This is a genomic window from Amycolatopsis sp. NPDC089917 (genome assembly GCF_040684635.1).
Lineage (GTDB): Bacteria > Actinomycetota > Actinomycetes > Mycobacteriales > Pseudonocardiaceae > Amycolatopsis.
The window spans coordinates 1-21934 of sequence record NZ_JBFBGL010000055.1 but is presented as its reverse complement, the minus strand read 5'-3'; the positions used below and the strand labels follow the sequence as shown (position 1 = coordinate 21934).

Here is a 21934-nt window from a genome sequence, read left to right as displayed (position 1 = left end):
GTCAGCTCCTCACCCAGTTGAAGGGAAGCTGTCTTCAACGCTAAGCGACAACGGGGTGGTCCGCAGAACGCACGATCGACCACGAAGGTGTCACCGCGACGGCGGGGACACGCCGTCGGGGGTGACTTCGCGCTCAGTGCGGTCCAGGCGCGCGACGTCGGGCGGGTAAACCAGGCGAAGCAAGGTCCCCGTCATCGCGGTGGTCACCAACGCCATGACCACCATGAGGGAGTACAGATTCGCGTCCAGCACGCCGATCCGCATCCCGACGTTCAGCAGGATCAGTTCGGTGAGACCGCGGGTGTTGAGCAGAATGGCCATCACCGCCGAATGCCGCCGCCGGGCCCCGCAGATCCGTGCGCCGGCGTAACCGCCGATTCCCTTGCCACCGACGGCGGCGAGCAGGATCAGCCCGAACTCGCCCACTCCCCGGATGTCCACAGTGGACAAATCGACACCGATCCCGGCGCTGGCGAAGAAGACCGGGATGAGCAGCGTCTCGGTGCCCCGCTCCACCTTCGGCAGCACGCGCTCGCGCAGGAACGCCGCGCCGCCCTCCGGCATGGCGACGCCGAACACGAACGCGCCGAAGATCAGGTGCAGGCCCATCCACTCGGTGGCCAGCGAACACGCCGTCGCACCGGCCGCCAGGAACACGAACAAGAGGCATCCGGACGCCGCCCCGTCCAAGGGATACCGCCGCAGCCATCGCGTCGCCAGCGGGCGCACGACGGTCAGGAGCACGACGACCAGCGGCACCACGAGCAGGACCCGCGTGGGATCGGTGCCCGCGCCGGCGATCGCCGCCACCACCGCCAGCAGCGCCCAGATCAGGACGTCGTCGAGCGCCGCGCAGGCCAGGGCGAGGCCGCCGATCGGCGTGTCGAGCAGGTCCCGGTCGCGCAGGATCCGGGCCAGCACGGGAAAAGCCGTGCAGGCGATCGCGGCCCCCATGAACAGCGTGAACACCAGCCCGCCGCCGTCGGCGTGACGGTCGGCGAGCAGCAACGCCAGCAGCACCCCGGAGACGAACGGCAGCGCGACGGCGCTGACGGAGACGGTCGACATCATCCGGCCGTGCCCGCGCAGCAGGCGGCGGTCGACGTGCAGGCCGACGAAGACCATGAACACGCAGATGCCCACGTCGGCCAGCGCCGTCATCGCCGGACGCACTTCGAGCGGGAACAACGCCCTGGTCACCGCGCCGCCGGCCAGGGTCGGACCGAGCAGGATCCCGCCGAGGATCTCCCCGATCACCGGTGGCTGGCCGAGCCGCCGGGCGAGCGCTCCGAGCAGCCGCGCGGTCACCAAGATCGTCACGAGCGCGATGACCAGCTGCGCGAAACCCGATGCGGTCACCGTTCCCCGCCCGGCCCCCGGACACCGCCCCGAGCGTCACGCACCGGCGCTCCACCGGTCGGTGAGCGCGAGGATCCGGTCCACCAGCTCCGCGGGTGTCGACCGGTGCGGCCGGAGGGTGAGCTCGGGATCGGCTGGTGCCTCGTAGGGCGCGTCGATCCCGGTGAACCCGACGATCTCCCGTGCCCGCGCCCGGGCGTAGAGCCCTTTCGGGTCACGCTGTTCGCACACCCACAGCGGGGTGTCCAGGAAGACTTCGGCGAACGGCAGCCCGTCGGCCTCGTGCAGCCGCCGGGCCCGGTCCCGGTCGGCCTGGTACGGGCTGATCAGGGAGACGATGGCGACGAGGCCGGCGTCGGCGAACAACCGCGCGACCTCGGCGACCCGGCGGACGTTCTCGGTCCGGTCGACGGCGCCGAACCCGAGATCCGAGGTGAGACCGTGGCGCAGGTTGTCGCCGTCGAGACGGTAGGCGGCCTGTCCCCGGGTGACGAGCCGCCGTTCCAGTTCGGCGGCGACGGTCGACTTCCCGGAGGCGGACAGGCCGGTCAGCCACACCGTTCCGCCGGTGCCCGCCCGGTCGTCCCGGCTCACCGTCGAGGGATGCCAGCGGATGTCCGTCGTCGTGCCGCCGCCCTCCCGGATCATCCCGGCGGCGACGGTGTTGCCGCTGGTCTCGTCGACGAGGATGAAGCTGCCGGTGTCGCGGTTGCGCCGGTACGCGTCGAAGTCCAGCGGCTTCTGCGTCCGGAGGGAGACCTGGCCGATGTCGTTGAGCGCGAGGCCGGTCGCGGTGGTGTCCCGGTCCAGCGTGTCGATGTCCAGCCGGTGGTCCACCGCGCGTACCTCGGCGCGGACCGAACGGGTCGTGTGCCGCAGCAGGTAGCGCGATCCCGGGGTCAGCTCGCCGTCGTCGGTCAGCCAGCAGACGAGCGCGTCGAGATCGTGCCCGGTCGCCGGCCGGTCGCGCGGCCCGCACAGGAGATCACCGCGGCCGACGTCCAGTTCGCCCGCCAGGCGCACGGCGACGGCCTGCGGCGGGAAGGCGGCGGTCAGCTCGGTCCCGCCGGGGCCGTGGAGCGTCTCGACGGTGGTGCTCAGTCCGGAGGACTGGACGACGATCTCGTCGCCGGGGCGCAGGACTCCCCCGGCCATCGTCCCCGTGTAGCTGCGGCGCCCGTCCGCCTCCCGGATCACGTACTGCACGGGCAGGCGCACGTCGGCCAGGTTGCGGTCGGCCGCGACCCGCACCTCCTCCAGGTGCTGCAGCAGCGGCACGCCCTCGTACCACGGCATCTCCGTGCCGCGGTGGACGACGTTGTCCCCGCGCAGGGCCGAGACGGGGATGACGGTCAGGTCCGGGATTTCGAGCCGCTCGGCCAGGCGCAGGAACTCGTCGCGGACCTCCTCGAAGCGCTTCCGGGACCAGTCGACGAGGTCCATCTTGTTCACGCACAGCACCAGGTGGCCGACGCCGAGCAGGCCGGCGATCAGCGCGTGCCGCCGGGATTGCGCGAGCACCCCGTGCCGCGCGTCGACCAGGGTCAGCGCCAGGTCCGCCGTCGAGGTGCCGGTCACCATGTTGCGGGTGTACTGCACGTGCCCGGGGGTGTCCGCGATGATGAACTTGCGTTTGTCCGTGACGAAGTACCGGTAGGCGACGTCGATCGTGATGCCCTGCTCGCGTTCGGCGCGCAGGCCGTCGGTGAGCGCGGCGAGATCCGGTCCCGTGTCCGTCTCGATCGCGGCGAGCTGATCCTCCTGGACCGCCTTCGAGTCCAGGAGAAGCCTGCCGATCAAGGTCGACTTCCCGTCGTCGACACTGCCCGCGGTGGCGATCCTCAGTAAGGGAGCCATCAGAAGTACCCCTCCCGTTTGCGGTCTTCCATGCCCGCCGCCGATATCCGGTCGTCCGCGCGGGTGGCCCCGCGTTCGGTCACGGTGCTGGCCGCCACTTCGGCGACGACTTCCGCCGGGGTCGCGGCCAGCGACCCGACGCAACCGGTGCAGGTCGCGTCGCCGATGGTGCGGAACCGGACGGACGCCTCGAACGGCTCCTCGCCCGGCAGCGGGCGCACGAATTCGTTGCGCGCCATCAACATGCCGTCGCGTTCGAGCACGCTGCGCCGGTGCGCGTAGTACAGGCCGGGCAAGGCGATCCGCTGTTGTTCGATGTACTGCCAGATGTCGAGTTCGGTCCAGTTGGACAGCGGGAAGATCCGGATGTGCTCGCCGGGGCGGTGCAGCCCGTTGTACTGGCGCCACAGTTCGGGGCGCTGGGCGCGCGGATCCCATTGGCCGTAACGGTCCCTGACGCTGAACACCCGTTCCTTCGCACGGGACTTCTCCTCGTCCCGGCGCGCTCCGCCGAACACCGCGTCGAAGCGGTGCCCGGTGATCGCGCGAAGCAGGGTGACCGTCTGAAGGCGATTCCTGCTCGCCCGCGGCCCGGTGTCCTCCACGACCCGGCCCGCGTCGATGTCGTCCTGCACCCGCGCGATCAGGAGGCGCACCCCGAACCGTTCGACCGTCCGGTCGCGGAAGGCGAGGACCTCGCCGAAGTTGTGGCCGGTGTCGACGTGCAGCACCGGGAACGGGACCGGCCCGGGCCAGAAGGCGCGGGCGGCGAGATGCAGCAGGACCACCGAGTCCTTGCCGCCGGAGAACAGCAGCACCGGGCGTTCGAGGGTCGCCACCACCTCACGGATGATGTGCACGGACTCGGCTTCGAGGTGCTGCAGGTAGGTCAGCTCGTAGGTTTCGGACGTCACAGAGACCCCTCCGGTGCTCGCTCGATCGCGTCGGCGCGGTGGTTTCGCCGTCGCCGTCAGGTACGGGGCAGCAGCGCACCACCGTTGACGTGCACGACCTGTCCGGTGATGAACCCCGCTTCGGGGGCGGCGAGATGGCAGACCGTCGCCGCGACCTCGTCGGGGCTCGCCCCGCGGCGCATCGGTGACTGCCGCGCCCGGCCGTCGTGGAACTCCGGCGACATCCGCTCGCCGTAGAATTCCGTGTCCGTCACGTATCCCGGGGCGACGACGTTGACGGTGACCTGGTCGACGGCCAGCCGGGCGGCGAGTTCGGTCGACCACGGATACAGCGCGGCCTTCGCCCCGCCGTAGGTGGCCGGTCCCCGCTCCGCCGCCACCGACCCGACCGTGACGATCCGGCCGCCGGGCCTGCGCAGCGAGGGAAGCAGCGCCTGGGTGAGCAGGACGACGGGGAGCACGTTGGCGCGCAGGTTCGCTTGCCAGGCTTCGGGAAGCGCGTCCAGCTCCTGTACCCGGTGCGGATCGGCGTTGCCCCCGGCGTTGTTGACCAGGACCTGGACGGCGCGGCCGTCGACCGCGGCCAGTACCGCGCGGGCGCCTTCCGGCTCGCTCAGGTCGGCCGCCACCGGGACGACGTGCGGCCCCAGCCGTTCCGCGACGGCCGCGAGCCGGTCCGCGCGGCGCCCGACGATGACGACCTCCCCGACGCCGCCGTGTTCGCCGATCCGCGCGGCGACGGCGCGGCCGATCCCGGTCGCCGCACCGGAAACGACCGCGACGCCGTCCTTCCCCGCGCTCGTCACGAGAGGACGGCCCGCGCGCGTTCCACGACCCGCATCGTCAGCTCGGGTGACTCCCCGAGGTAGCTCGCCGGCTCGAACAGGCGCTCCTGCTCGGCGTCGGTGAACCGTTCGGTGATCGCCGGATCCTCGGCCGCGAGCTTGCGGACCGGGATCCCGTCGGTGTGCGCCCGCTGGGTGAGCTGGTAGACGTACTCGTGCGCCTGCTGCTTGCCGATGTGCTCACCGAGGGCGAACATGAGCCGTTCCGACATCACCTGACCGGTCACCGTCTCCACGTTGGCGCCGAGCCGGTCGGGATGCACGATCAGCCCGGTGACGATCTCGGTCGCGATCTCCGCCGCGGCGAGGCAGTAGTGCGAGACGTCCGGGACGCACGCCCACTCCAGCCGCAGCGAGCGCGCGTCGCGCTCGTGATCGCCCACCATCGCGGTCAGCGCGAGCCCGGCCTGCGCCGCGGCGAGCCTGGCCAGGACCACGATCTGTTCGCATCGCTCGGGATTGCGCTTGTGCGGCATGGTGCTGCTGCCTACCTTGCCGTCCCGCCACGCTTCCTCGACCTCGCCGAACTCCGGCCGGGACAACGTGCGGATCTCGTCGGCGATCCGGGCCAGTGTGCCGGTGATCATCGCCAGGGTGCTGACGAACTCGGTCACCCGGTCGCGGGCGACGTGCCACCCGAGTTCGGGGACGACGAGCCCCAGCCGCTCGGCGAACCGTTCCAGCGTGGCCCGGCCGAGCCCGTCGAAGCTCGCCATCGTCCCGGCGCCGCCGAACAGCTGCGCGGTCGGGGTGTGCGCGCGGAGGTGGGTGAGCCGGTCACGCTGGCGCAGGAGTTCGTCGAGCCAGCCCGCCACCTTCAGCCCGAAGGACATCGGCAAGGCGGGCTGCGCGTGCGTGCGGGCGAGCCCGATCGTCCTGGCGTGCAGTTCGGCGGTGTCGGTCAGGCTGCGGATGATCCGGTCGAGCGCGGGCGCCAGGGCGTCCAGCACGTCGCGGGCTTCCAGCGACTGACCGGTGTCCTGGATGTCCTGGGTCGTCGCTCCGTAGTGGATGAACTGTCCCGCCTTCTCCCCGCACGCGGTCTCCAGCGCGCGGAGCAGGCCGATGAGCGAGTGCCCGGAGCGCGCGGTCTCGACCTGGACCTGTTCGAGGTCGATGTGGTCGAGATCGGCGACGGCGGCGATCCGCTCGGCGACGTCCTTCGGGATCACCCCGAGTTCGGCCTGGCTCAGCGCCAACGCCGCCTCGATGTCGAGCCAGCGTTGCTTGCGGCAGACGTCGCAGAAGATCTCCCTGCTGGCCGCGGTGGCGTAACGGTCACCGTAGAACCGCGAGTCCGTGATGTGGCCGCGTTCGTGACGGCAGTCTTCTGACATGGCAAACCTCCGGTTCAGCGAGCGGTGGGCACGAAGTCCCGCAGATAAGGACAGCCGCCGTACGGCGGCGCGTCCGGGTCGGCGGTGCCTGCTGCGGCGAGCCGCGACGCGGCGGCACGGGAACCGACCTTCCCGCGGCGCGATTCCTCGGCGATGTCCGCCAGGAGATCGCTCATCAGGCGGGCGAGCGCGTCGAGCACCTGTCTCGGCGACGGGCACTCGCGCGGACCGAACAGCGCTTCCATCGACGCGGACCCGCCGATCCCGCCGATGAAGTCCGGGACGACCACCACACCCCGCCGTTCCAGGTCCCGCTCGACGCGTTCGGTGAGCCCGCAGTTCGCGCCCACCGTCACCGCCGGGACAGCGACCCGGGCGGCTTGCGCGGGGCTCATGGCGTCCGCTGGTCCGGCGAGGACGAGCACGTCGGCGGGGACGGCGAACAACTCGGCGGGGCGGCCGCCGGACGGCAGGGCGGGAACGGGCGTCCCGGCGGGACGGCCGAGCATGGCCGGGACGTCGAGACCGGCGGACGAGGCGACGGCGCCGTGTTCGTCGCCGATCGCCACGACGCGGGCGCCGTATTCGTGCAGCGCGCAGGCCGCGCCGCGAGCGAGGTTCCCGAATCCCTGCAGCGCCACGGAAAGCGTTCCTGCGCACCGGGCGGCCCTGGCCGCGCCGATCCCGGCGTACGCCAGGGCATGTCCCGCCCGGCGCGCGGAGACCGGGAGCCCGTCGACGGGCTCTTCGAGCACCGCCATCCGGTGGGCGAACTGCTCGGCGTCGAGCCGCTGGGCGGTCTTGATGGCGTATTTGATCGACGGCAGGCCGATCGCCCCGGCGTGCCGGTTGAGCTCCGCCCAGCCGGTCCCCATGTCCGGGCCCATGCTGTAGCGGGTGGCCAGTTCGTCGCGGAGGAACACGAAGAACCGGCCCAGTATCGCGTCCTTGGCCGGCGAGGCGGGGTCGAGCGCGAGCCCGCATTTGGCGCCGCCGACGTTGAGGCCGAGGACCCGTTGTTTGACCGCCATCCGTTCGGCCAGCGTGCCCAGGGTCCGCGCGTCGATACCGGCCCGCACCCGGCAGCCGCCCGCCGCGAGCCGGTGCCTGCCGCCCCGGTAGGCGAGATATCCCTTGGTGCCGTGGACCGGGTCCACGAACTCGATCACGTCCTGCGTCACAACGCGCTCCCTGTCCGCTCGTGGTCCGGTGCGAGTGCGCCCGCGACGTCGGCCGCGGTGAGGATCGCCGCGGGGACACCGTCTCTCAGCACCACGCACGCGCCGTGCTCGGCGATGACGGCGGCCGCGGTGTCGAGTTCCTGTCCCCAGCCGACCTTCGGCAGCGAAGTGACGGTGACGTGGTCGCCGACCGGGGCGTCCCAGCGCGCCCGTCCGGACGCGATCCGCACCGCGACGTCGTGTTCGGCGACGAACCCCGAGATCTCCGGGAGCCGCACCGGCGCGGTGGCGGAAGCGACCGCCAGATAGCCGATCCGAGCGTCCCGCATGCGCTGCCAGGCGGTCGCCAGGCTGTCCCCCGGGGCGATCACGGGGAGGTCGGAGCCGAGGACCGCGGCGGCCACCGGCACGCCCTCGGCGGGAGAGGTGAACCCGTGCGAGGCCAGCCAGTCCTCGTCGAAGATCGAGTTCAGGTACCCGCGGCCCGAATCGGGGATCAGGACGACGATGACCGCGTCGGGACCCGAGCGCTCGGCGATCCGCAGCGCCGCGGCGACCGCCATCCCGCCGGAGCCGCCGGTCAGGATCCCTTCCTCCTTGGCGAGGCGCCGGGTCAGCGCGATGGCCTCCGCGTCCCCGACGGTGACGATCTCGTCCGGGACGGCCGGGTCGAAGGCCGCGGGGAGACTCGGCTGGCCGACGCCTTCGAGGTAGTACGGGCGCAGTTCGTCGCCGTTGTACACCGAACCTTCCGGGTCGACGCCGACGACCCGGACCGCGCCGCCGGACACCTCGTGCAGGTACCGGCCGGTCCCGGTGACCGTGCCGCCGGTACCGAGCCCGGCGACGAAATGCGTGACCCGGCCCGTCGTCTGGTCCCAGATCTCCGGACCGGTCGCGGTGTGGTGGGCCTCCGGGTTGGCGGGGTTGTTGTACTGGTCGACGCAGCAGGCGCCGGGCGTCTCCTCGGCGAGCCTCGCGGCCACGTTCCGGTAGAAACGGGGGTCGGTCATGGGCACGGCCGCCGGGCACACCACCACCTCGGCCCCGTAGGCCCGCAGCGCGGCGATCTTGCTGGGCGAGACCTTGTCCGGGCAGGTGAACACGCACCGGTAACCGCGCTGCGCGGCGACGATGGCCAGCCCGATCCCGGTGTTGCCGGAGGTCGGCTCGACGATGGTGCCGCCGGGCCGCAGCGAACCGTCGCGTTCGGCCGCGGTGATCATGCCGACCGCGATCCGGTCCTTCGCCGAGCCGCCGGGATTGAACTGTTCCAGCTTCGCCAGCACCAGCGGACCGGAACGGGCGGCGACCGCTCTCAGTCGTACCAGGGGTGTCGATCCGATCAGGTCGAGCATCGAGTCGTGGAATCGCATGGCTGCCTTCTCCGAGGGTTCGGGTCGAGGTCGGCTCGGGGAATCGGTCATCGCGGAACGGTCGCCGGGGTCAGGTACTCGCGGCTGGTGCGCACCGCGACGAGCGAAGGTCCCGGGTGTTCGAGCGCCTTCGCCAGGCAGGTGCGCACTTCGGCGGGGGTTTCGGCGGAGAGCCCGAGGGCGCCGTGCGCCTGGGCGAGCAGGCGGAAGTCGGGGTTGGCCAGATCCGTGGCGATCCCCCGGTCCGGGTAGCGCCGCTGCTGGTGAAGCCGGATGGTGCCGAGCGAACCGTTGTCCGACACGACGAACACCACCGGGAGGCGACGCTCGCAGAGTGTCGCGAGCTCTCCGCCGTTCATCCCGAACCCGCCGTCCCCGATGACGACGACGGTGGGCACCGACGGCTCCCGCGCCGCCACCGCCAGGGCCGCCCCGGGGCCGAAACCCATGGAGCTGGAATCGATGCCCACGAGCCTGCCCTCACCGGAGAACCGCAGATAGCGGTACGTCCAGCTGGTGAAGGTGCCGGAGTCGACGACGACCGTGACGGCGCCCGCGGTCAGCTCGTCGAGCGCCGCGGCGATGTCCCCGACCGTGACCACGTCCGGATGGGGCGGCGGGATCCAGCGCGCCCTCTCCTCCTCGATCCGGTGCAACCGAAGGCACCATTCGTCGCGGGACGGATGCGGGACGGCGGTTTCGGCGAACTGGGCGAGGAAATCCGCCGGGTCCATCGCGAACCCGGCGGTGACCTGATGGAATCCGCCGATCCGGGCCGCGTCCGGATGCACGTGGATCAGCGGCTGTCCGGGTTCCGGGCCGCGCGGGAACCGTGACTGCCTGGTCGTCGTCTGGCCGAGCCGGGTCCCGATCGCGAGCACGAGGTCGGCGCGGTCGAACTCGGCGAGTTGCCCCGGTCCGGTGGCGTTGTGCAGATGCCCGGCGTAGCAGGGATGCCGGTTGTCCAGCAGGTGCTGGTTCTTGTTGCTGGTGACCACCGCGACCCCGTGCCGCCGGGCGAACCCGTGAAGCAGGGCACGGCCCCGAGGAGTGTCCAATGTGGACCCGGCCAGGAGCAGCGGGCGGTGTGCCGAGCCGAGCAGGCCGCGTACCGTGTCGAGCTCGCGATCGCCGGGCACCACGCGTCCCGGTTCGACCCGCGTCGAGGGAGGGTCCGCGCCGTCCCCGTCGAACACATCCTCCGGCACGAACACCACGACCGGCCCCGGCGTCCCGGACTCCGCGACCCGGAACGCCCGTCGCACGGTGTCGCCGGTCGAGGCGGGATCGTGCAGTGTCCACACCGCTTTCGCGCGATCGCCGAGGGGACGGCCGGACTGGAACGTCTCGCGATCGAGTTCCCGCGAGGGGACGTCGCCGACGAAGACCACGAGCGGCGTGGCGTCCTCGGCGGCGGCGTGCACCGCGATCGCCGCGTTCGCCGCGCCGGGCGCGCGGCTGACCAGGCACACCCCCGCCCGGCGGGTGATCTTGGCGTCCGCCAGCGCGGCGAACCCGGCGGAACCCTCGTGCCGGCAGCCCACCACGTCGATCTCGGCGCAGTCGTACAGCGCGTCGAGCAGCGGGAGATAACTCTCCCCCGCCACGCAGAAGACGCGGTCGACGTCGTGGCCGAGGAAGCTGCGCAGCATGGTGTCGGCGACGGCGGGCATCAGACGGTGTCCAGGGCGGCCGAAGGCAGGTACTCCGCGGTCGCCTTCTCCGGCGGGTAGATGATCGCCGACTCGTCGAACCCCTGGTCGCGCTTCTGGTATTGCAGCAGCACCAGTTCCGGGCAGGTGTGATGCCAGTGGGCGGGCCCGCGCTCGTACCGGATCGGTCCCCGCCAGGTGGGGAACTCCATCGCTTCCAGCGCGTCGATGAGGTCCTCCCGTCCGTCGGACCGCGCCGCGCGGCTCGCGGCCGCGACGACGGTGACGTCGGTGAAATGGGTCAGCGCGGTGTCGGGCGGGAAGTCGCCGTACCGCTCCCGGTACCGCTCGGTGAACCACCGTCCGATGTCGGTCATCCCCGGCCACGACGGGCGGTACTGCATCGCCGGCCAGATCGTGCCGACCCCGCCTTCCCCGGTGAGACGCCAGAAGTCGTTGGACCGCAAGGGATAGCTGAACGGCACCATCACCGGCGTGCCGGGCAGGAGGCCCGCTTCCACGGCCGCCTCGAAGATCCGGTAGTTGGTCCGGATGACGCCGCCGTTGATCAGCAGATCCGGTCCGTAGTCCCGGATCTTCCCGAGCATGCCCGGGTAGTCCGGTGTGCCGTCCTGTTCGAAGTCGAACCTGAGGAACTCCATGCCGTGTTTCGCGCTGCCGTAGCGTTCCAGGGTGTCGCCCGTGTGCAGCCCGAACGCGGTGTCCGCGCACACCATCCCCACTTTGCGGATGCCCAACCCCGCCGCGAAGTCCAGCATCAGCGGCACCCGGTCCTGCACGCTGAAGTAGTGCCGGAAGACGTTGCGCCGCTTCTGCGCGGTGATCTCGCTGTACCCGTTCTCGACGAAGATCGGGACGTCGTACTTCGTGGCGATGTCGACCACCCAGGGCGTGGTCCGCAGATGCCACTGCCCCATCACGGCCACCACTTCGTCCACCAGCGCGAGCTTGGCCATCTGCCCGGCCGCGGAACGGAACATGCCTTCGGTCCGGGCGGTCGCCTGGTCGTCGTAGAGGACCAGCTCGATCTGACGGTTGTCCCGCGCGCCACCGTGTTCACGCACGTACTCGGCCCCGAGACAGGCGCCGCGGGTCACCAGTTCCCCGGCCGTCGCGTCGCCGGGCTCGCTCAGCGGTGTGATGATGCCGATCTTCAGCGGATCCGTGCCCGCGTCCTTGTTCACGTCACGCACGAGCGCTTGTGCGCGTTCCAGGTGGCTCAGCTCCGACACGCTGTTGCTCCCCTTCTGTCAGGCTTCCTTCGGGACGGCGAATTCCTCGATGTAGCCGGAGAACCGTCCGGCCAGCGCGGTGGCCGACAACCCGAACCGCTCGGCGCGGTAGGCGTGCCCGCCCGGGGCGCGGTTCGCGGCCAGATGGCGGTCCATGCGCTCACGCACGTCTTCGGTGAGCGGGAGATCCGCCGCCTCGCAGACGCGGGTGACGACCTTCATCGGATCGCCGACCAGGTCCGCGTAGCGCACGTCGAGCAGCGGCTGCCGGAACGGCCCGTCCTCCCGGTGGAGACCGTCCAGGACGGACGCGGCCCGGTTCAGCCAGTAGTCCCCGATCTCCCGGTCGTCCACGGCCGCCGAGCTGGCTCCCCGGACGACGGACGTCAGGCTGCAGACACTCGGCACCGCCACCGCCGGGGACCGGTGCAGGCGGATGACCAGCGCGTCCGGGTACACCTCGGCGAGATCGTCCAGGTACCACAGATGGGACGGTCCTTTGAGGAGGATCCGGCCGCCGGGGATCCGGTCCAGCAGCACCGAAAGCTGCGTGCGGTGATACCGGTAGGCCGGGACCATGGACCGGCCGTCCAGCCATTCCGAGTACCGGGGGACGTGGTATCTCAGCGCGAAGATCGGATCGTGGAACGTGGTGGCCGTCAACCGGTGACACTCTTCGGGAAGCTCGGCGCGCAACGGATGGATGTTCTTGAACTCCGGCGCCAGCCGGTCGTACTCGGCGACATAGGCCTCGCAGTGCGCGATCAGGTCCTCGGGCGGATCGCGGCGGGCGGGCGCCATCAGCTCCCACAACGCCGGCGCGCGAAGCCCGGGGTGCTGCGCGAGCAGGTGCTGCAGAAAAGTCGTCCCGGTGCGCAGGAGCCCGGTGACGACGACCGGCCTGATCCGTCTGCGTCCCAGGTCCGGTTTCTCCGCGACCCGGCGGGTGGTCTCGATCTGCTCGACGAGCGAGCGTACAAGCGACTTCCTCGCCCTGCGTTGTCCCGCGGGGCTCAGCCGCCCTTCTTCATCGAGCGAAAACGCGAGCTGTTCCAATGCCGTCGAATGCCGGAGTTCGTCGTCTCGCGCACCGGAGAGACTCCGCGCGGAATCCACCAGCCCTCGTGGATCCAGCGATTCCCGCCCGGTCGAGACGTCCTGATTCGGCCTCACGCAACCTCCTCGCCCACGGTACGAAGAAATGACGACAGTGCCCGCCATTTCGACTGCGAAACAATTCAGCCGACTACGATGCTTCGGTCGTTCGAAGAGGGTTCAACGGTACACTTCCCGGCGCCGATCGCTCCACCGAGAAGGCATGAAACAATCATTCATTCCAACGAAGTCCGAAACCCCCCATGAGATCCATTGCACGTGAGTGTAGCAGACAGACTCCCTATTTCGTGAAATTCTGACGCCCGCACACCTTGGGCCGATCGGGCAAGATCAAAGTGACGATTTCGTAGTCGTGACACCCGGTGGCCGGTGATTCTATTGCATTCCAGACCGGGCTTTCCATAACGGGAAAACCCTGATCGCAATCAGTCAGAATTCCCGCTCCGGCCATTCGCAAAAAGGTGAACCAGACGAACGCGAATCCGCTGACGAACACGCTCGGCTATCGGATTTATTTCACCAGACCATACGAAATGTCCACCGCGCGAAGGCCGTCACGACCGGACACTCACCATGGTAAGCGGAAGTGACGGAAGAATGCCCGTGACAAAGACTCGGACACAGCGGGGAGAACGTCAAAGAGACGGTTTCGGGCTCATCGCCCGCGCAGTTCGAACGCGACCGCGCCGAGCACCAGCGCCCCACCCACGAAAGCACCGACCCAAAGCGGCTCGTCGAGCACGGTCGCGCCGATCGCGGCGCCGACGAGCGGCGTGATGTAGGCATAGGTACTGACCAGCGGCGCCGGGGCGGTCTCCAGAAGGCGCGTGTAAAGCATGAAACCGACAAGCGAATCGAAAACGAGCAGAAAGACCGCCGCCGCGGCCGAGGTCCAGCTGACGTCCGCCCATTGGCCGGGGTCGAATTGGCCCAGCGCCAGCGCGACCAGCACCAGCACCGTTCCCCCCGCGATCAATTGCACCGCGCTGGCGACCACGCGATCGAGCGGACGGTCGACGTTCGCCGTCAGAAGACTTCCCGCCGCCCACAGGATCGGCGCGACGCAGAACGCCGCGACCGCCCAGGGCGCGCCGCCGATGGCGCTGCCCGGCGCCGTCAGCACGACGATCACGATGCCGCCGAAGCCCGCCACGAGGCGGATCCACGACGCCGCCGACGACTTCACCCCGGTCAGGCCGCTGAGCAGCACCACCCACAGCGGGATCGCCGCGGCGAGGATCGCGCCGAGGCTGGCGGTCACCGCGGTCAGCGCCACCGTGGCGAGCCCTTGCCCGCCCACCAGCAGCAACACCCCGGCGATCGTCAGCGTCCGCACCTGACGGCGCGTCGGCCGCGGGCGCCGTCGCGCCACGCCGGCGAGCACGATCCCGGCCAGCAGGAAGACCAGCGCCGCCCCGCCGACCGGCGGGATCGTGTCGACCATCAGCTTCATCGCCGGGATCGCCGAACCCCAGCACGCGTAGAGCGCGAGCAGCAGAAGGACCGTGCGGTCGGCGGGCACGGCGGCCGCACGCTCGCCGTCCGGGCGCCGTGTCGTCCTGCCGGTGATCATCGCGAAGATCCTCACACTCTCTCGATCCGCATCGCCCGCTTGCGCGAGTGACGTCAGGTCATCTCCACCAGCAGAAGCGCGTATTTCACCGACGGTTCTTCGTACGATTCCAGGATACGCATTCCCACCGCGTCCAGCAGTTCGTCGAGCTCGTCGGCCTTGAACTTGTGCGAGGTGTCGACGGTGACGCGCTCGTCCGCCTTGACGACTCCGCGCAGATTCAGGTCGGCGAGATGGAACGCGACGTCGGCCTTCGGCCAGATCTGCGCCTCCATGCGGCAGGCGTCCGTGTTGTAGCTCAGCCTGCTTTCGAAGGCCGACGGGTCGAAATCGCCACCGAACAGGCGGTTCAGGCAGGCCAGCCTGTTGGTGAGGAAGTTGTGCCACAGGTCGTAGCCGGGCGGGTCGTTGTACGCGGTTTCGAGAGCCGCCCGCGATTTGTCGAAATCGACGCCGATCATCAGGACGTCGCCCCGGCTGCCCGCCGACCTTATCCCGGTCAGCAGTTCGTGCCGCTTCTGTTCGCTCATGTTGCCCAGCGAACTGCCCATGAACATGAACAACCGGGATGCTTCCGGTCGCTGCTCGACGACTTTCAAACCGCTGTGATAGTCGCCCGCGACCGGCCAGACCTCGAGACCGTCGATGGAACCGGCGAGCCGGGCCGACGTCCTCATGAGCATTTCTTCCGAAACGTCGATCGGCACGTACCGCGACGACCCGCCCGGAGTCGCGGACATCCGGTTCAGCAGCAATTCGGATTTCGTCGCCGTCCCACAACCCAGTTCGACGATCTCGTCCCGTTTCACGAGGCCGCAGATCGAGTCGATGTTCCGCGACAGCAGCTCCCACTCGGTGCGATACGGGTAGTAGGTTTCCAGGTCGCAGATCCGCGCGTACAGATCCGATCCCCGTTCGTCGTATCCGTACACGGTGGGGATCAGGCGTGGAGTTTCCGAAAGGCCCGCTATCAGATCCTGTATTTCGCTCGTGGCATCGTCGACACGCACGTCGATCAGATCGTTCACCGCACCCATTCCCGCCATCCAATACATAGATTTTCAAGAACGGACAAAGCCTTGTCACTCACACAGGGGGGCACCACGGCGACAAGCGGGCCCGCGGTGCTCGCGTCACCGGGCCGAGGCCAGACCCGCGGCCGCTATGTGCGCGTTTTCGATCGCTCGGCGACCTGTCGCCGAGGCCGCTCGTGCCTGCTCGACCCAGAGCAGCATCGTGGCCAGAGCCTGTTCGGGTTCTCCGGCGAAGGGTCCGTCGGCGACTTCGAGCGCACCAGACTCGACTCGCCGTCGCAGTTCGCCGAGGACGACCTCCACCATTCCGTCGAGGGCGCCGAGAGTGTGCCCCAGAAGCCCCAGTTCCTCGACGAGCACCGCGGTGTCGACAGTGGTCACCGGCAGCGCGGCGGCCCGGCGCGTCGCGGCACGGGCCGTCCTGAGCAGATCACCGTGGTTGTGCTGACGCAGAGATTCAGTGCGAAACGGCATAGTCGCGGCTCGGCCCGGAATCGGCAGGCACCTGACCTGTTCACCTCCCTACGACAGTATACTGTCATCGGTGACAACATGCTGTCAACGCGACGACCAAGGGACGTGACGGTGAGCGGAGCAGTGGAGGCGTACCGGCTGCTGATCGCCGACGTGTACGAACTGGCGGGCCTGAGCCGCCGGATCGGGGAGCGCGAGGCCGTCGGCGAAGGAACCACGGTCGCACGCTGGCACGTCCTGAGCGCGGTGTCGGAGACACCGGCCGCGGTGCCGGAGATCGCGCGACGGCTCGGGCAGGTGCGTCAAGGCGTGCAGCGTGTCGTCGACGATCTCGTCGAGTCGGGTGACCTGATCCGGCATCCGAACCCGAGCAACTCCCGATCGCCCAAGGTCGGCGTCACCCCGGCGGGCCGCGCTTTGCTCGACCGGCTTTGGGAAGTCAGCGAGAACTCACGTCAGGTGGTCACCTCGGCCGCCGAGCTCGACGAGTACACGCTGCAGGAGGCGCGCAGCACCCTGCGCCGGTTGACGCTTTCCCTGCGGGAACTCGAAAGCCGTCAGAACGACGACCGGACCGCCTGACCGGTTGTGGTCAAGGCAGCCGGACGGGTCAGCGGGTGCGGGCCACTCCGGCCAGGCCGCGCGAACGGGAGGCTTCGTCGACGAAGTCCCCGGCGCCGGGCCGCCATTGCGGCAGCCACACCAGACCGGGGTCGACCAGCTCCAGCTCCCCGAAGAACTCGGCGACCTGCTCGCGCGACCGCATGATCGCGGCGTGGTTGGTCCGGCGCCCGTACTCCGCCGCCACCTGCTCGCCCGCGTTCTGTGTCTCGACGTCCTCGGGCGCGACGTGGATGTGCGACACCGCCAGGAAGCTGCCGGGCGGGAGCATCGTGCGGTGGAACCCGAGTGTGGCGTGTGGGTTCCGCTCGTCGGGCATGAAGTGCAGCAGGGCCACCAGCAGCAGTCCGATGGGCTGGGTCCGGTCGATCAGGCCGGTGTCCAGCACGCGCTCCCACAGCCGGCCCTGGTCGAAGAAATCGGCGTCCAGGGCGGCGTGCCGGTTCGGGTCCGCGGTCTGTTCGAGCAGGATCTGCGCGTGCGCGCGGGCGATCGGTTCGTTGTCGATGTAGACGACCCGGCATTCGCCCGGGGCCACCTCGTCGGCCACCTCGTGGACGTTGCCCTGCGTCGGCAGGCCGGAGCCGATGTCCACGAACTGCCGGATCCCCTGGTCGACCATGAACCGGACGGCGCGGCCGAGGAACGCCCGGTTCGCCCGGGCGAAGTCGCGGATCTCCGGGAGCACGGCGAGCTGTTTCTCGGCGAAGGCCTGGTCCACGGCGTAGTTGTGCGTCCCGCCGAGCAGGTAGTCGTACACCCGCCCCACCGAGACCTTGTCCACCGCCGCGCTCAAACGCGCGGCCTCGTCCATGCTCATCTCGACCCCAAGATCTTCGCCGGCGGCAAATCAGGAACCCGTACCTTACCGGTCCGCCAGCTGTTCGAGGCGTGCCATCTCCACGTCCAGGGAGGTCTGCGCGCGGCCCAGCGCCTCCGAGCTGTAGCGGCCGCTCGACCGGGCCCGCTGGAGACGTTCGGACTGCTCGGTGAGGACCCGCAACCGCAGCCGCAGGTACTGGTAGACGTTCTCGGAGTGTTCGGGCGCCGGCTGCTTCGCCGACGCTCCGGCCGGGACACGGGCGTCGGCACGCACCCGGTCCACGACCCGCTCACTGAACGGCCCGTTGCCCGGGTCTTCCAAGGCCGGGTCGTCCAAAAGGGACTTCGCCGCGTCGGTCAGCTCGGTCATGAGGCTGACGTACTCGCGGCGCAACTTGCCCGGGTCCTCCTCGGGCACGCGCGCCGCGCGGATGACCGCCGGTAGCGTCAGCCCCTGGACCAGCAACGTCGTGGTCGCCACCACGTAGGCGATCAGGACCAGCAGGCCGCGGTCCGGCGTGTCCTGAGGCAACGTCTGCGCCGCCGCCAGGGTGATCGCCCCGCGCATCCCCGCCCAGCCGAGCACCACTCCGCCACGCCAGCCGAGGGTCTCGGTGAGCCGGAACTCGACGTCGGCGGCGGCGCGGTCGATCCGTTTCCGGAAATGCGCCACCCGCCGCGGTGACGCCTTGTCCAGTCGCTCGGTGACGGCGGGATCGGACTCGTCGCCCCGCAGCACCGCCCGCGTCGTTTCCAGGCGCGGTTTGAAGCGCGCGGCCCTGCGTTGTTCGCGGTACAGACCCGCGACGAGCGGTCCGACGAAGACGATGCGCGCGAGGATGACGAGCACCGAAGCCGCCAGTCCGATGGAGAGCGCCTGCCAGGCGCTCGAACCGTCCTTGTGCACCTCGTCGACGAGGGTTTTGACGCTGAGTCCCATGAGCAGGAACATCCCGCTCTCCAGCAGGAAGGCCACGGTGCGCCAGTTGACCGTCTCGGCGAGACGGTCCGTCGCGCGCAGGTGGCGCGGGGCGAGGTGGCCGGTCACCAGGCCGGCGACGACGACGGACAGGACACCCGAGGCGCCTGCCTCTTCGGCGGGCAGGAACGCGATGAACGGGACCACGAACGAGATGGCGGTGTTGAGCACGGCGTTGCCCAGCAACGCGCGCACCCGGACGTTGACGTAGCCGACCAGGATCCCGATCGCCACCGCCACCACGACCGCGAACACGAACTCCCCGACGATCCCCCAGACGGACACGGACCCGGCGACCGCGGCGACGGCGGACCGCAGCAGCACGAGCGCGGAGGCGTCGTTGACGAGCCCTTCGCCTTCGAGCACGGTCAGCAGCCGGGGAGGCAGGCCGAGCCGCCGTCCCACGGACGTCGCCGCGACGGCGTCGGTGGGGCTGATGACCGCGCCGAGCGCGAACGCGGCGGGCCAGCCGATGTCCGGCACCAGCCAGTGGAACAGCCAGCCCGCGCCCAGGGTCGACCCCACCACGAGCAGGACCGCGAGACCGGTGATCGGCCGGATGTTCCGCCGGAAGTCGACCATCGGCATGTTCACCGCCGCCGAATACAGCAGCGGGGGCAGCACCCCGGCGAGGATCAGTTCGGGTTCGACCTCCGGATGCGGGACACCCGGAAGGAAGCTCAGGCCGATGCCGACCAGCACGAGACTCAGTGGCGCGGCGAGGTTGAGCCGCTCGGAGAACGCGGCCACGAGCACGATGCTGACGACACCGAGCACGACGACGAGGGTCAGGTCCACGGATGACATGACATCACCGGACCGGCGACTCGGCATCCGGAACCGAATTCGGTGGACCGCCGCCGGGCGGGTGTGGTCCTGTGTGGCCGTGAGCTTGAGTGTGCACGTGTTCGTCCTCGACGACGGCAAGATGCGGCTGCTGGACACCCCGGCGTGCTGCGAGGAACTCGCGGGGTTCGAGAGCTGGCGCACCACGGTGTGGGGCTCGGCGGCCGCTCGCGCGCTGGACGCCCGGTTCTTCCCGGTCCTGGACGGCGGCGACCTCACGGTCATGCCCGAGCAGGTGCCCGATTTCGTCGTGGAGACCAAGATCCTCCGGGCCAATCTGGACAAGCTGGCCCCCGAGGCGGACCCGAGCCTCAGCCATCAGTCGTTCGTGGAGGCGATTTCGTGGCGCCTGGCGAACATCCAGATCGCGGCCGGGCGCGCGCTGGGCGTCGGCGGCGGGGTCCTCATCTGGTAGCCGTCGCTTTCACGGCGTGAAGACGGCGGCGGTGAAACGCCCGATCACGGCCGAGGCCTCGGCCGGGCCGATGTCGCGCCGCGCCAGCTGGAGCAGGAGCCCTTCGACGAGGGAGAGCAAACCGCGCGCGTCGCGCAGCGTGTCGTCGAGGGGACGGCGAGGCGCGCTCAGGCGGATGGCCGCGGCGATCGCTTCGGCCAGCCGCCCGGAACCGGCGGACAGGCGCGCGGACATCTCCGGGATCTGCACGGCCTTGGCCACGACGGTCAGCCAGGCCATCACCTGCGTCTGCCACACGGTGTCCGGAACCGGCTCGGCCGACGGATCTTCGACGACGCCGGGGATCATGCTCCGCAGGACCCGGAGCACGGTCTCGTGGGCGTGCCGCGGATCGTCGAGCGTGGCGAGCTGGTCGGCGAGCCGTTCGTCGAGCGCGTCGAGCACGCCGCCGACGGCAAAGTCGAGCAGATCGTCCATCCCGGCGAAGTAATGCTGGACCGAGCCGAGCGACAATCCCGCCTCCGCGGCCACCTTGCGCAGGCTCACCGCGCCCCAGCCTTCGCGGTACGCCAGACGCCACAGCGCGGCGGCCACCTCGTCACGCCGCTGACGGCGATCGACGATCTTCGGCATCGGTCCTCCTTTTTGGTACAGTGACCTATAATAGCCGATGTCCTAGGGGGTCACTGGTGGATGTGGTCGTCCGCGCCGAATGCGGTGCCGTACGAGGGATGGCGAAAGCGGATCACTCGGTCTTCCTCGGCATTCCCTATGCCGCACCACCGCACGGCGCCCGTCGTTTCCGGGCGCCGGCCCCGGCTGCGCGCTGGGACGGCGTGCGCGACGCGCGGGCTTTCGGTTCCTCGGTCCCGCAGGCGACGCCGGCCTGGCGTCCCGGCGACGATCCGGAGAGCCTCACCGTCAACGTGTGGACTCCCGACGTCACGACCTCCGGGCTGCCGGTGCTGGTGTGGATCCATGGCGGCGCCTGCCTCGGCGGCACCGCCGCCACCGCCGACTTCGACGGCGCGGCCTTCGCCGCCGCGGGGATCGTGCTGGTGACGCTGAACTATCGGGTGGGCTACGAGGGTTTCGGCTGGGTCGACGACGCTCCGGTCAACCGCGGCGTGCTCGATCAGCTCGCCGCGCTCCGCTGGGTGCGCGAGAACATCGCCTCCTTCGGCGGCGACCCGGACGCGGTCACCCTGATCGGACAGTCCGCCGGGGCCTCGTCGATCGCGGGCCTGATCGCCGCCGGTTCCGCGCCGGACCTCTTCCGGCGCGGGATCGCGCAGAGCCCCGGGAAGATCTTCGTTCCCGCCGAAGAAACCCGGGCGGTGTCGGCGATGATCACGTCGCGGCTCGGCGTCCGCCCGACGGCCGAGGCCCTGGCGGAGATCCCGCCCGAAACGATCCACGCGGCACAGATGGCGCCGCTGGCGATCATGGCGGGTGAACCGGGCCGGTGGACGCATCCCCACGCGCCGTACGCGCTGACCGTCGACGGCGAAGTGTTCGACGCTCCCCCGTGGACGCCGCGGCGAAGGTCCGGCCCGGACCGGGAGATCGTCTGCGGCTTCACCACGGACGAGGCCCGGATGTTCACCGTGGACACGGATCTGTCGGCGGCCGATCCCGTCGACACCGCCCGCTCCTGCGGTCTGGACGCGAACGCCGTCCGGGATTACCGGACCGGGAATCCCGGGATCACCGACGACGACCTCCACGCGCTGATCCTGTCCGACGCCCTGTTCCGTATTCCCTCCCTGCGGTGCGCCGAGGCCGCCGCCGATGCCGGCAGAAGCACCTATCTGTACGAATTCGCGTGGCGGAGCCCGGCACGCGAAGGCGTACTGCGTGCCTGCCACGGACTCGACGTCCCGTTCACCTTCGACACCCCCGGCGGTCCGCTCGCCGCCGCCCTCGTCGGCCCGGACGTCCCGTCCGGCTTTTCCCCGCTGTCCTCGGCGATGCGCGCCGCGTTCACCGAGTTCGCCATCACGGGCGACCCCGGCTGGCCGGAATTCGACCGCGCGCGAAGGATCCACCGTATCTGGGCGACACCTCCCACACTGGGAAACGATCCACTGGCTGCTTCCCGCCGGATCTGGCACGGCGAGAAATCTGCCCGATAGGGCGTATTTCAGGGAAACCTTTCGCTCGCCCGAAATCACATGTTGAGTATTATTGAGGGGTAAGGCAAAGGTGTCCCTGCCCGGGTGTCAAGTCCGTGAAGGCCTCCTTGAGGGACCCAGGGTCCCTCAAGGAGGCCTTCACGGA

19 protein-coding genes are annotated in these 21934 nt (G+C 70.1%); 3 read left to right on the top strand and 16 right to left on the bottom strand.

The genetic code is table 11. From position 1 onward, the window contains the following. Positions 1-90 precede the first annotated feature (90 nt). The 13 genes from AB0N89_RS31170 to AB0N89_RS31110 all read right to left on the bottom strand — a co-directional run bounded on the left by AB0N89_RS31170 (position 91) and on the right by AB0N89_RS31110 (position 15971). Positions 91-1359 carry a cation:proton antiporter gene (locus tag AB0N89_RS31170; protein WP_364211822.1) on the bottom strand — a complete coding sequence of 423 codons (1269 nt, stop codon included), beginning with the start codon at positions 1357-1359 and terminating at the stop codon, positions 91-93. A 36-nt stretch (positions 1360-1395) separates the two neighbouring features. Then, positions 1396-3216 (bottom strand): adenylyl-sulfate kinase, encoded by a 1821-nt coding sequence (gene cysC / locus AB0N89_RS31165; RefSeq protein WP_364211819.1) that lies wholly within the window; start codon positions 3214-3216, stop codon positions 1396-1398. Next, entirely contained in the window at positions 3216-4130 is a 915-nt protein-coding gene (cysD, locus tag AB0N89_RS31160; RefSeq protein WP_364211816.1) for a sulfate adenylyltransferase subunit CysD, read from the bottom strand. The genes cysC and cysD overlap by 1 nt, the downstream gene beginning before the upstream one ends. Positions 4131-4186: 56 nt before the next feature. After that, entirely contained in the window at positions 4187-4936 is a 750-nt protein-coding gene (locus tag AB0N89_RS31155; RefSeq protein WP_364211813.1) for an SDR family oxidoreductase, read from the bottom strand. Beyond that, positions 4933-6312, bottom strand: coding sequence for an adenylosuccinate lyase family protein (locus AB0N89_RS31150; protein ID WP_364211810.1), 1380 nt, complete (start codon positions 6310-6312; stop codon positions 4933-4935). Before AB0N89_RS31150 ends, AB0N89_RS31155 begins: the two co-directional genes overlap by 4 nt. A gap of 14 nt (positions 6313-6326) precedes the next feature. Continuing rightward, positions 6327-7493, bottom strand: coding sequence for a Glu/Leu/Phe/Val dehydrogenase dimerization domain-containing protein (locus tag AB0N89_RS31145; protein ID WP_364211807.1), 1167 nt, complete (start codon positions 7491-7493; stop codon positions 6327-6329). Beyond that, positions 7490-8869, bottom strand: coding sequence for a pyridoxal-phosphate dependent enzyme (locus AB0N89_RS31140; protein WP_364211804.1), 1380 nt, complete (start codon positions 8867-8869; stop codon positions 7490-7492). Before AB0N89_RS31140 ends, AB0N89_RS31145 begins: the two co-directional genes overlap by 4 nt. 47 nt (positions 8870-8916) lie before the next feature. After that, positions 8917-10542, bottom strand: a complete 1626-nt coding sequence (locus AB0N89_RS31135) for a thiamine pyrophosphate-dependent enzyme (RefSeq protein ID WP_364211802.1) — start codon at positions 10540-10542, stop codon at positions 8917-8919. Continuing rightward, positions 10542-11774: an ABC transporter substrate-binding protein gene (locus AB0N89_RS31130; RefSeq protein WP_364211800.1), complete on the bottom strand. Its 1233-nt coding sequence runs from the start codon at positions 11772-11774 to the stop codon at positions 10542-10544. Before AB0N89_RS31130 ends, AB0N89_RS31135 begins: the two co-directional genes overlap by 1 nt. 18 nt (positions 11775-11792) lie before the next feature. Then, positions 11793-12947, bottom strand: coding sequence for a sulfotransferase (locus AB0N89_RS31125; protein ID WP_364211798.1), 1155 nt, complete (start codon positions 12945-12947; stop codon positions 11793-11795). Positions 12948-13545: 598 nt separating this feature from the next. Beyond that, complete coding sequence (locus tag AB0N89_RS31120) at positions 13546-14463, bottom strand: EamA family transporter (RefSeq protein WP_364211795.1); 918 nt, start codon at positions 14461-14463, stop codon at positions 13546-13548. 53 nt (positions 14464-14516) lie between these two features. Next, positions 14517-15500 (bottom strand): L-histidine N(alpha)-methyltransferase, encoded by a 984-nt coding sequence (locus AB0N89_RS31115; RefSeq protein ID WP_364211792.1) that lies wholly within the window; start codon positions 15498-15500, stop codon positions 14517-14519. A 96-nt stretch (positions 15501-15596) separates the two neighbouring features. After that, complete coding sequence (locus AB0N89_RS31110; protein ID WP_364211789.1) at positions 15597-15971, bottom strand: hypothetical protein; 375 nt, start codon at positions 15969-15971, stop codon at positions 15597-15599. Between the two features lie 111 nt (positions 15972-16082). Between AB0N89_RS31110 and AB0N89_RS31105 the strand changes: the two genes are divergently transcribed. Next, complete coding sequence (locus tag AB0N89_RS31105; protein WP_364211786.1) at positions 16083-16553, top strand: MarR family winged helix-turn-helix transcriptional regulator; 471 nt, start codon at positions 16083-16085, stop codon at positions 16551-16553. Positions 16554-16581: 28 nt separating this feature from the next. On the opposite strand, the gene AB0N89_RS31100 is transcribed toward AB0N89_RS31105, so the two are convergent. Beyond that, positions 16582-17406 carry an SAM-dependent methyltransferase gene (locus AB0N89_RS31100; protein ID WP_364211911.1) on the bottom strand — a complete coding sequence of 275 codons (825 nt, stop codon included), beginning with the start codon at positions 17404-17406 and terminating at the stop codon, positions 16582-16584. Between the two features lie 51 nt (positions 17407-17457). Further along, positions 17458-19200, bottom strand: a complete 1743-nt coding sequence (locus AB0N89_RS31095) for a sodium:proton antiporter (RefSeq protein WP_364211783.1) — start codon at positions 19198-19200, stop codon at positions 17458-17460. A gap of 79 nt (positions 19201-19279) precedes the next feature. Between AB0N89_RS31095 and AB0N89_RS31090 the strand changes: the two genes are divergently transcribed. After that, entirely contained in the window at positions 19280-19654 is a 375-nt protein-coding gene (locus AB0N89_RS31090) for a hypothetical protein (protein WP_364211780.1), read from the top strand. A gap of 9 nt (positions 19655-19663) precedes the next feature. Here AB0N89_RS31090 and AB0N89_RS31085 read toward each other — a convergent pair whose 3' ends face one another. Further along, the gene (locus AB0N89_RS31085; RefSeq protein ID WP_364211777.1) at positions 19664-20287 is read right to left on the bottom strand and encodes a TetR family transcriptional regulator; all 624 of its coding nucleotides are present in this window, start codon (positions 20285-20287) and stop codon (positions 19664-19666) included. A 20-nt stretch (positions 20288-20307) separates the two neighbouring features. Here AB0N89_RS31085 and AB0N89_RS31080 point away from each other — a divergent pair, with 20 nt between their 5' ends. Continuing rightward, complete coding sequence (locus AB0N89_RS31080) at positions 20308-21789, top strand: carboxylesterase family protein (protein ID WP_364211775.1); 1482 nt, start codon at positions 20308-20310, stop codon at positions 21787-21789. The last annotated feature ends 145 nt before the right edge of the window (positions 21790-21934 follow it).

What these genes read in the sequence shown, in the direction of transcription:
- AB0N89_RS31135 (WP_364211802.1), bottom strand. Translation starts at nt 10,542, where the DNA reads ATGCCCGCCGTCGCCGACACCATGCTGCGCAGCTTCCTCGGCCACGAC.
- AB0N89_RS31100 (WP_364211911.1), bottom strand. Translation starts at nt 17,406, where the DNA reads ATGGACGAGGCCGCGCGTTTGAGCGCGGCGGTGGACAAGGTCTCGGTG.
- AB0N89_RS31150 (WP_364211810.1), bottom strand. Translation starts at nt 6,312, where the DNA reads ATGTCAGAAGACTGCCGTCACGAACGCGGCCACATCACGGACTCGCGG.
- AB0N89_RS31085 (WP_364211777.1), bottom strand. Translation starts at nt 20,287, where the DNA reads ATGCCGAAGATCGTCGATCGCCGTCAGCGGCGTGACGAGGTGGCCGCC.
- AB0N89_RS31095 (WP_364211783.1), bottom strand. Translation starts at nt 19,200, where the DNA reads ATGTCATCCGTGGACCTGACCCTCGTCGTCGTGCTCGGTGTCGTCAGC.
- AB0N89_RS31140 (WP_364211804.1), bottom strand. Translation starts at nt 8,869, where the DNA reads ATGCGATTCCACGACTCGATGCTCGACCTGATCGGATCGACACCCCTG.
- AB0N89_RS31110 (WP_364211789.1), bottom strand. Translation starts at nt 15,971, where the DNA reads ATGCCGTTTCGCACTGAATCTCTGCGTCAGCACAACCACGGTGATCTG.
- AB0N89_RS31120 (WP_364211795.1), bottom strand. Translation starts at nt 14,463, where the DNA reads ATGATCACCGGCAGGACGACACGGCGCCCGGACGGCGAGCGTGCGGCC.
- cysC (WP_364211819.1), bottom strand. Translation starts at nt 3,216, where the DNA reads ATGGCTCCCTTACTGAGGATCGCCACCGCGGGCAGTGTCGACGACGGG.
- AB0N89_RS31115 (WP_364211792.1), bottom strand. Translation starts at nt 15,500, where the DNA reads ATGGGTGCGGTGAACGATCTGATCGACGTGCGTGTCGACGATGCCACG.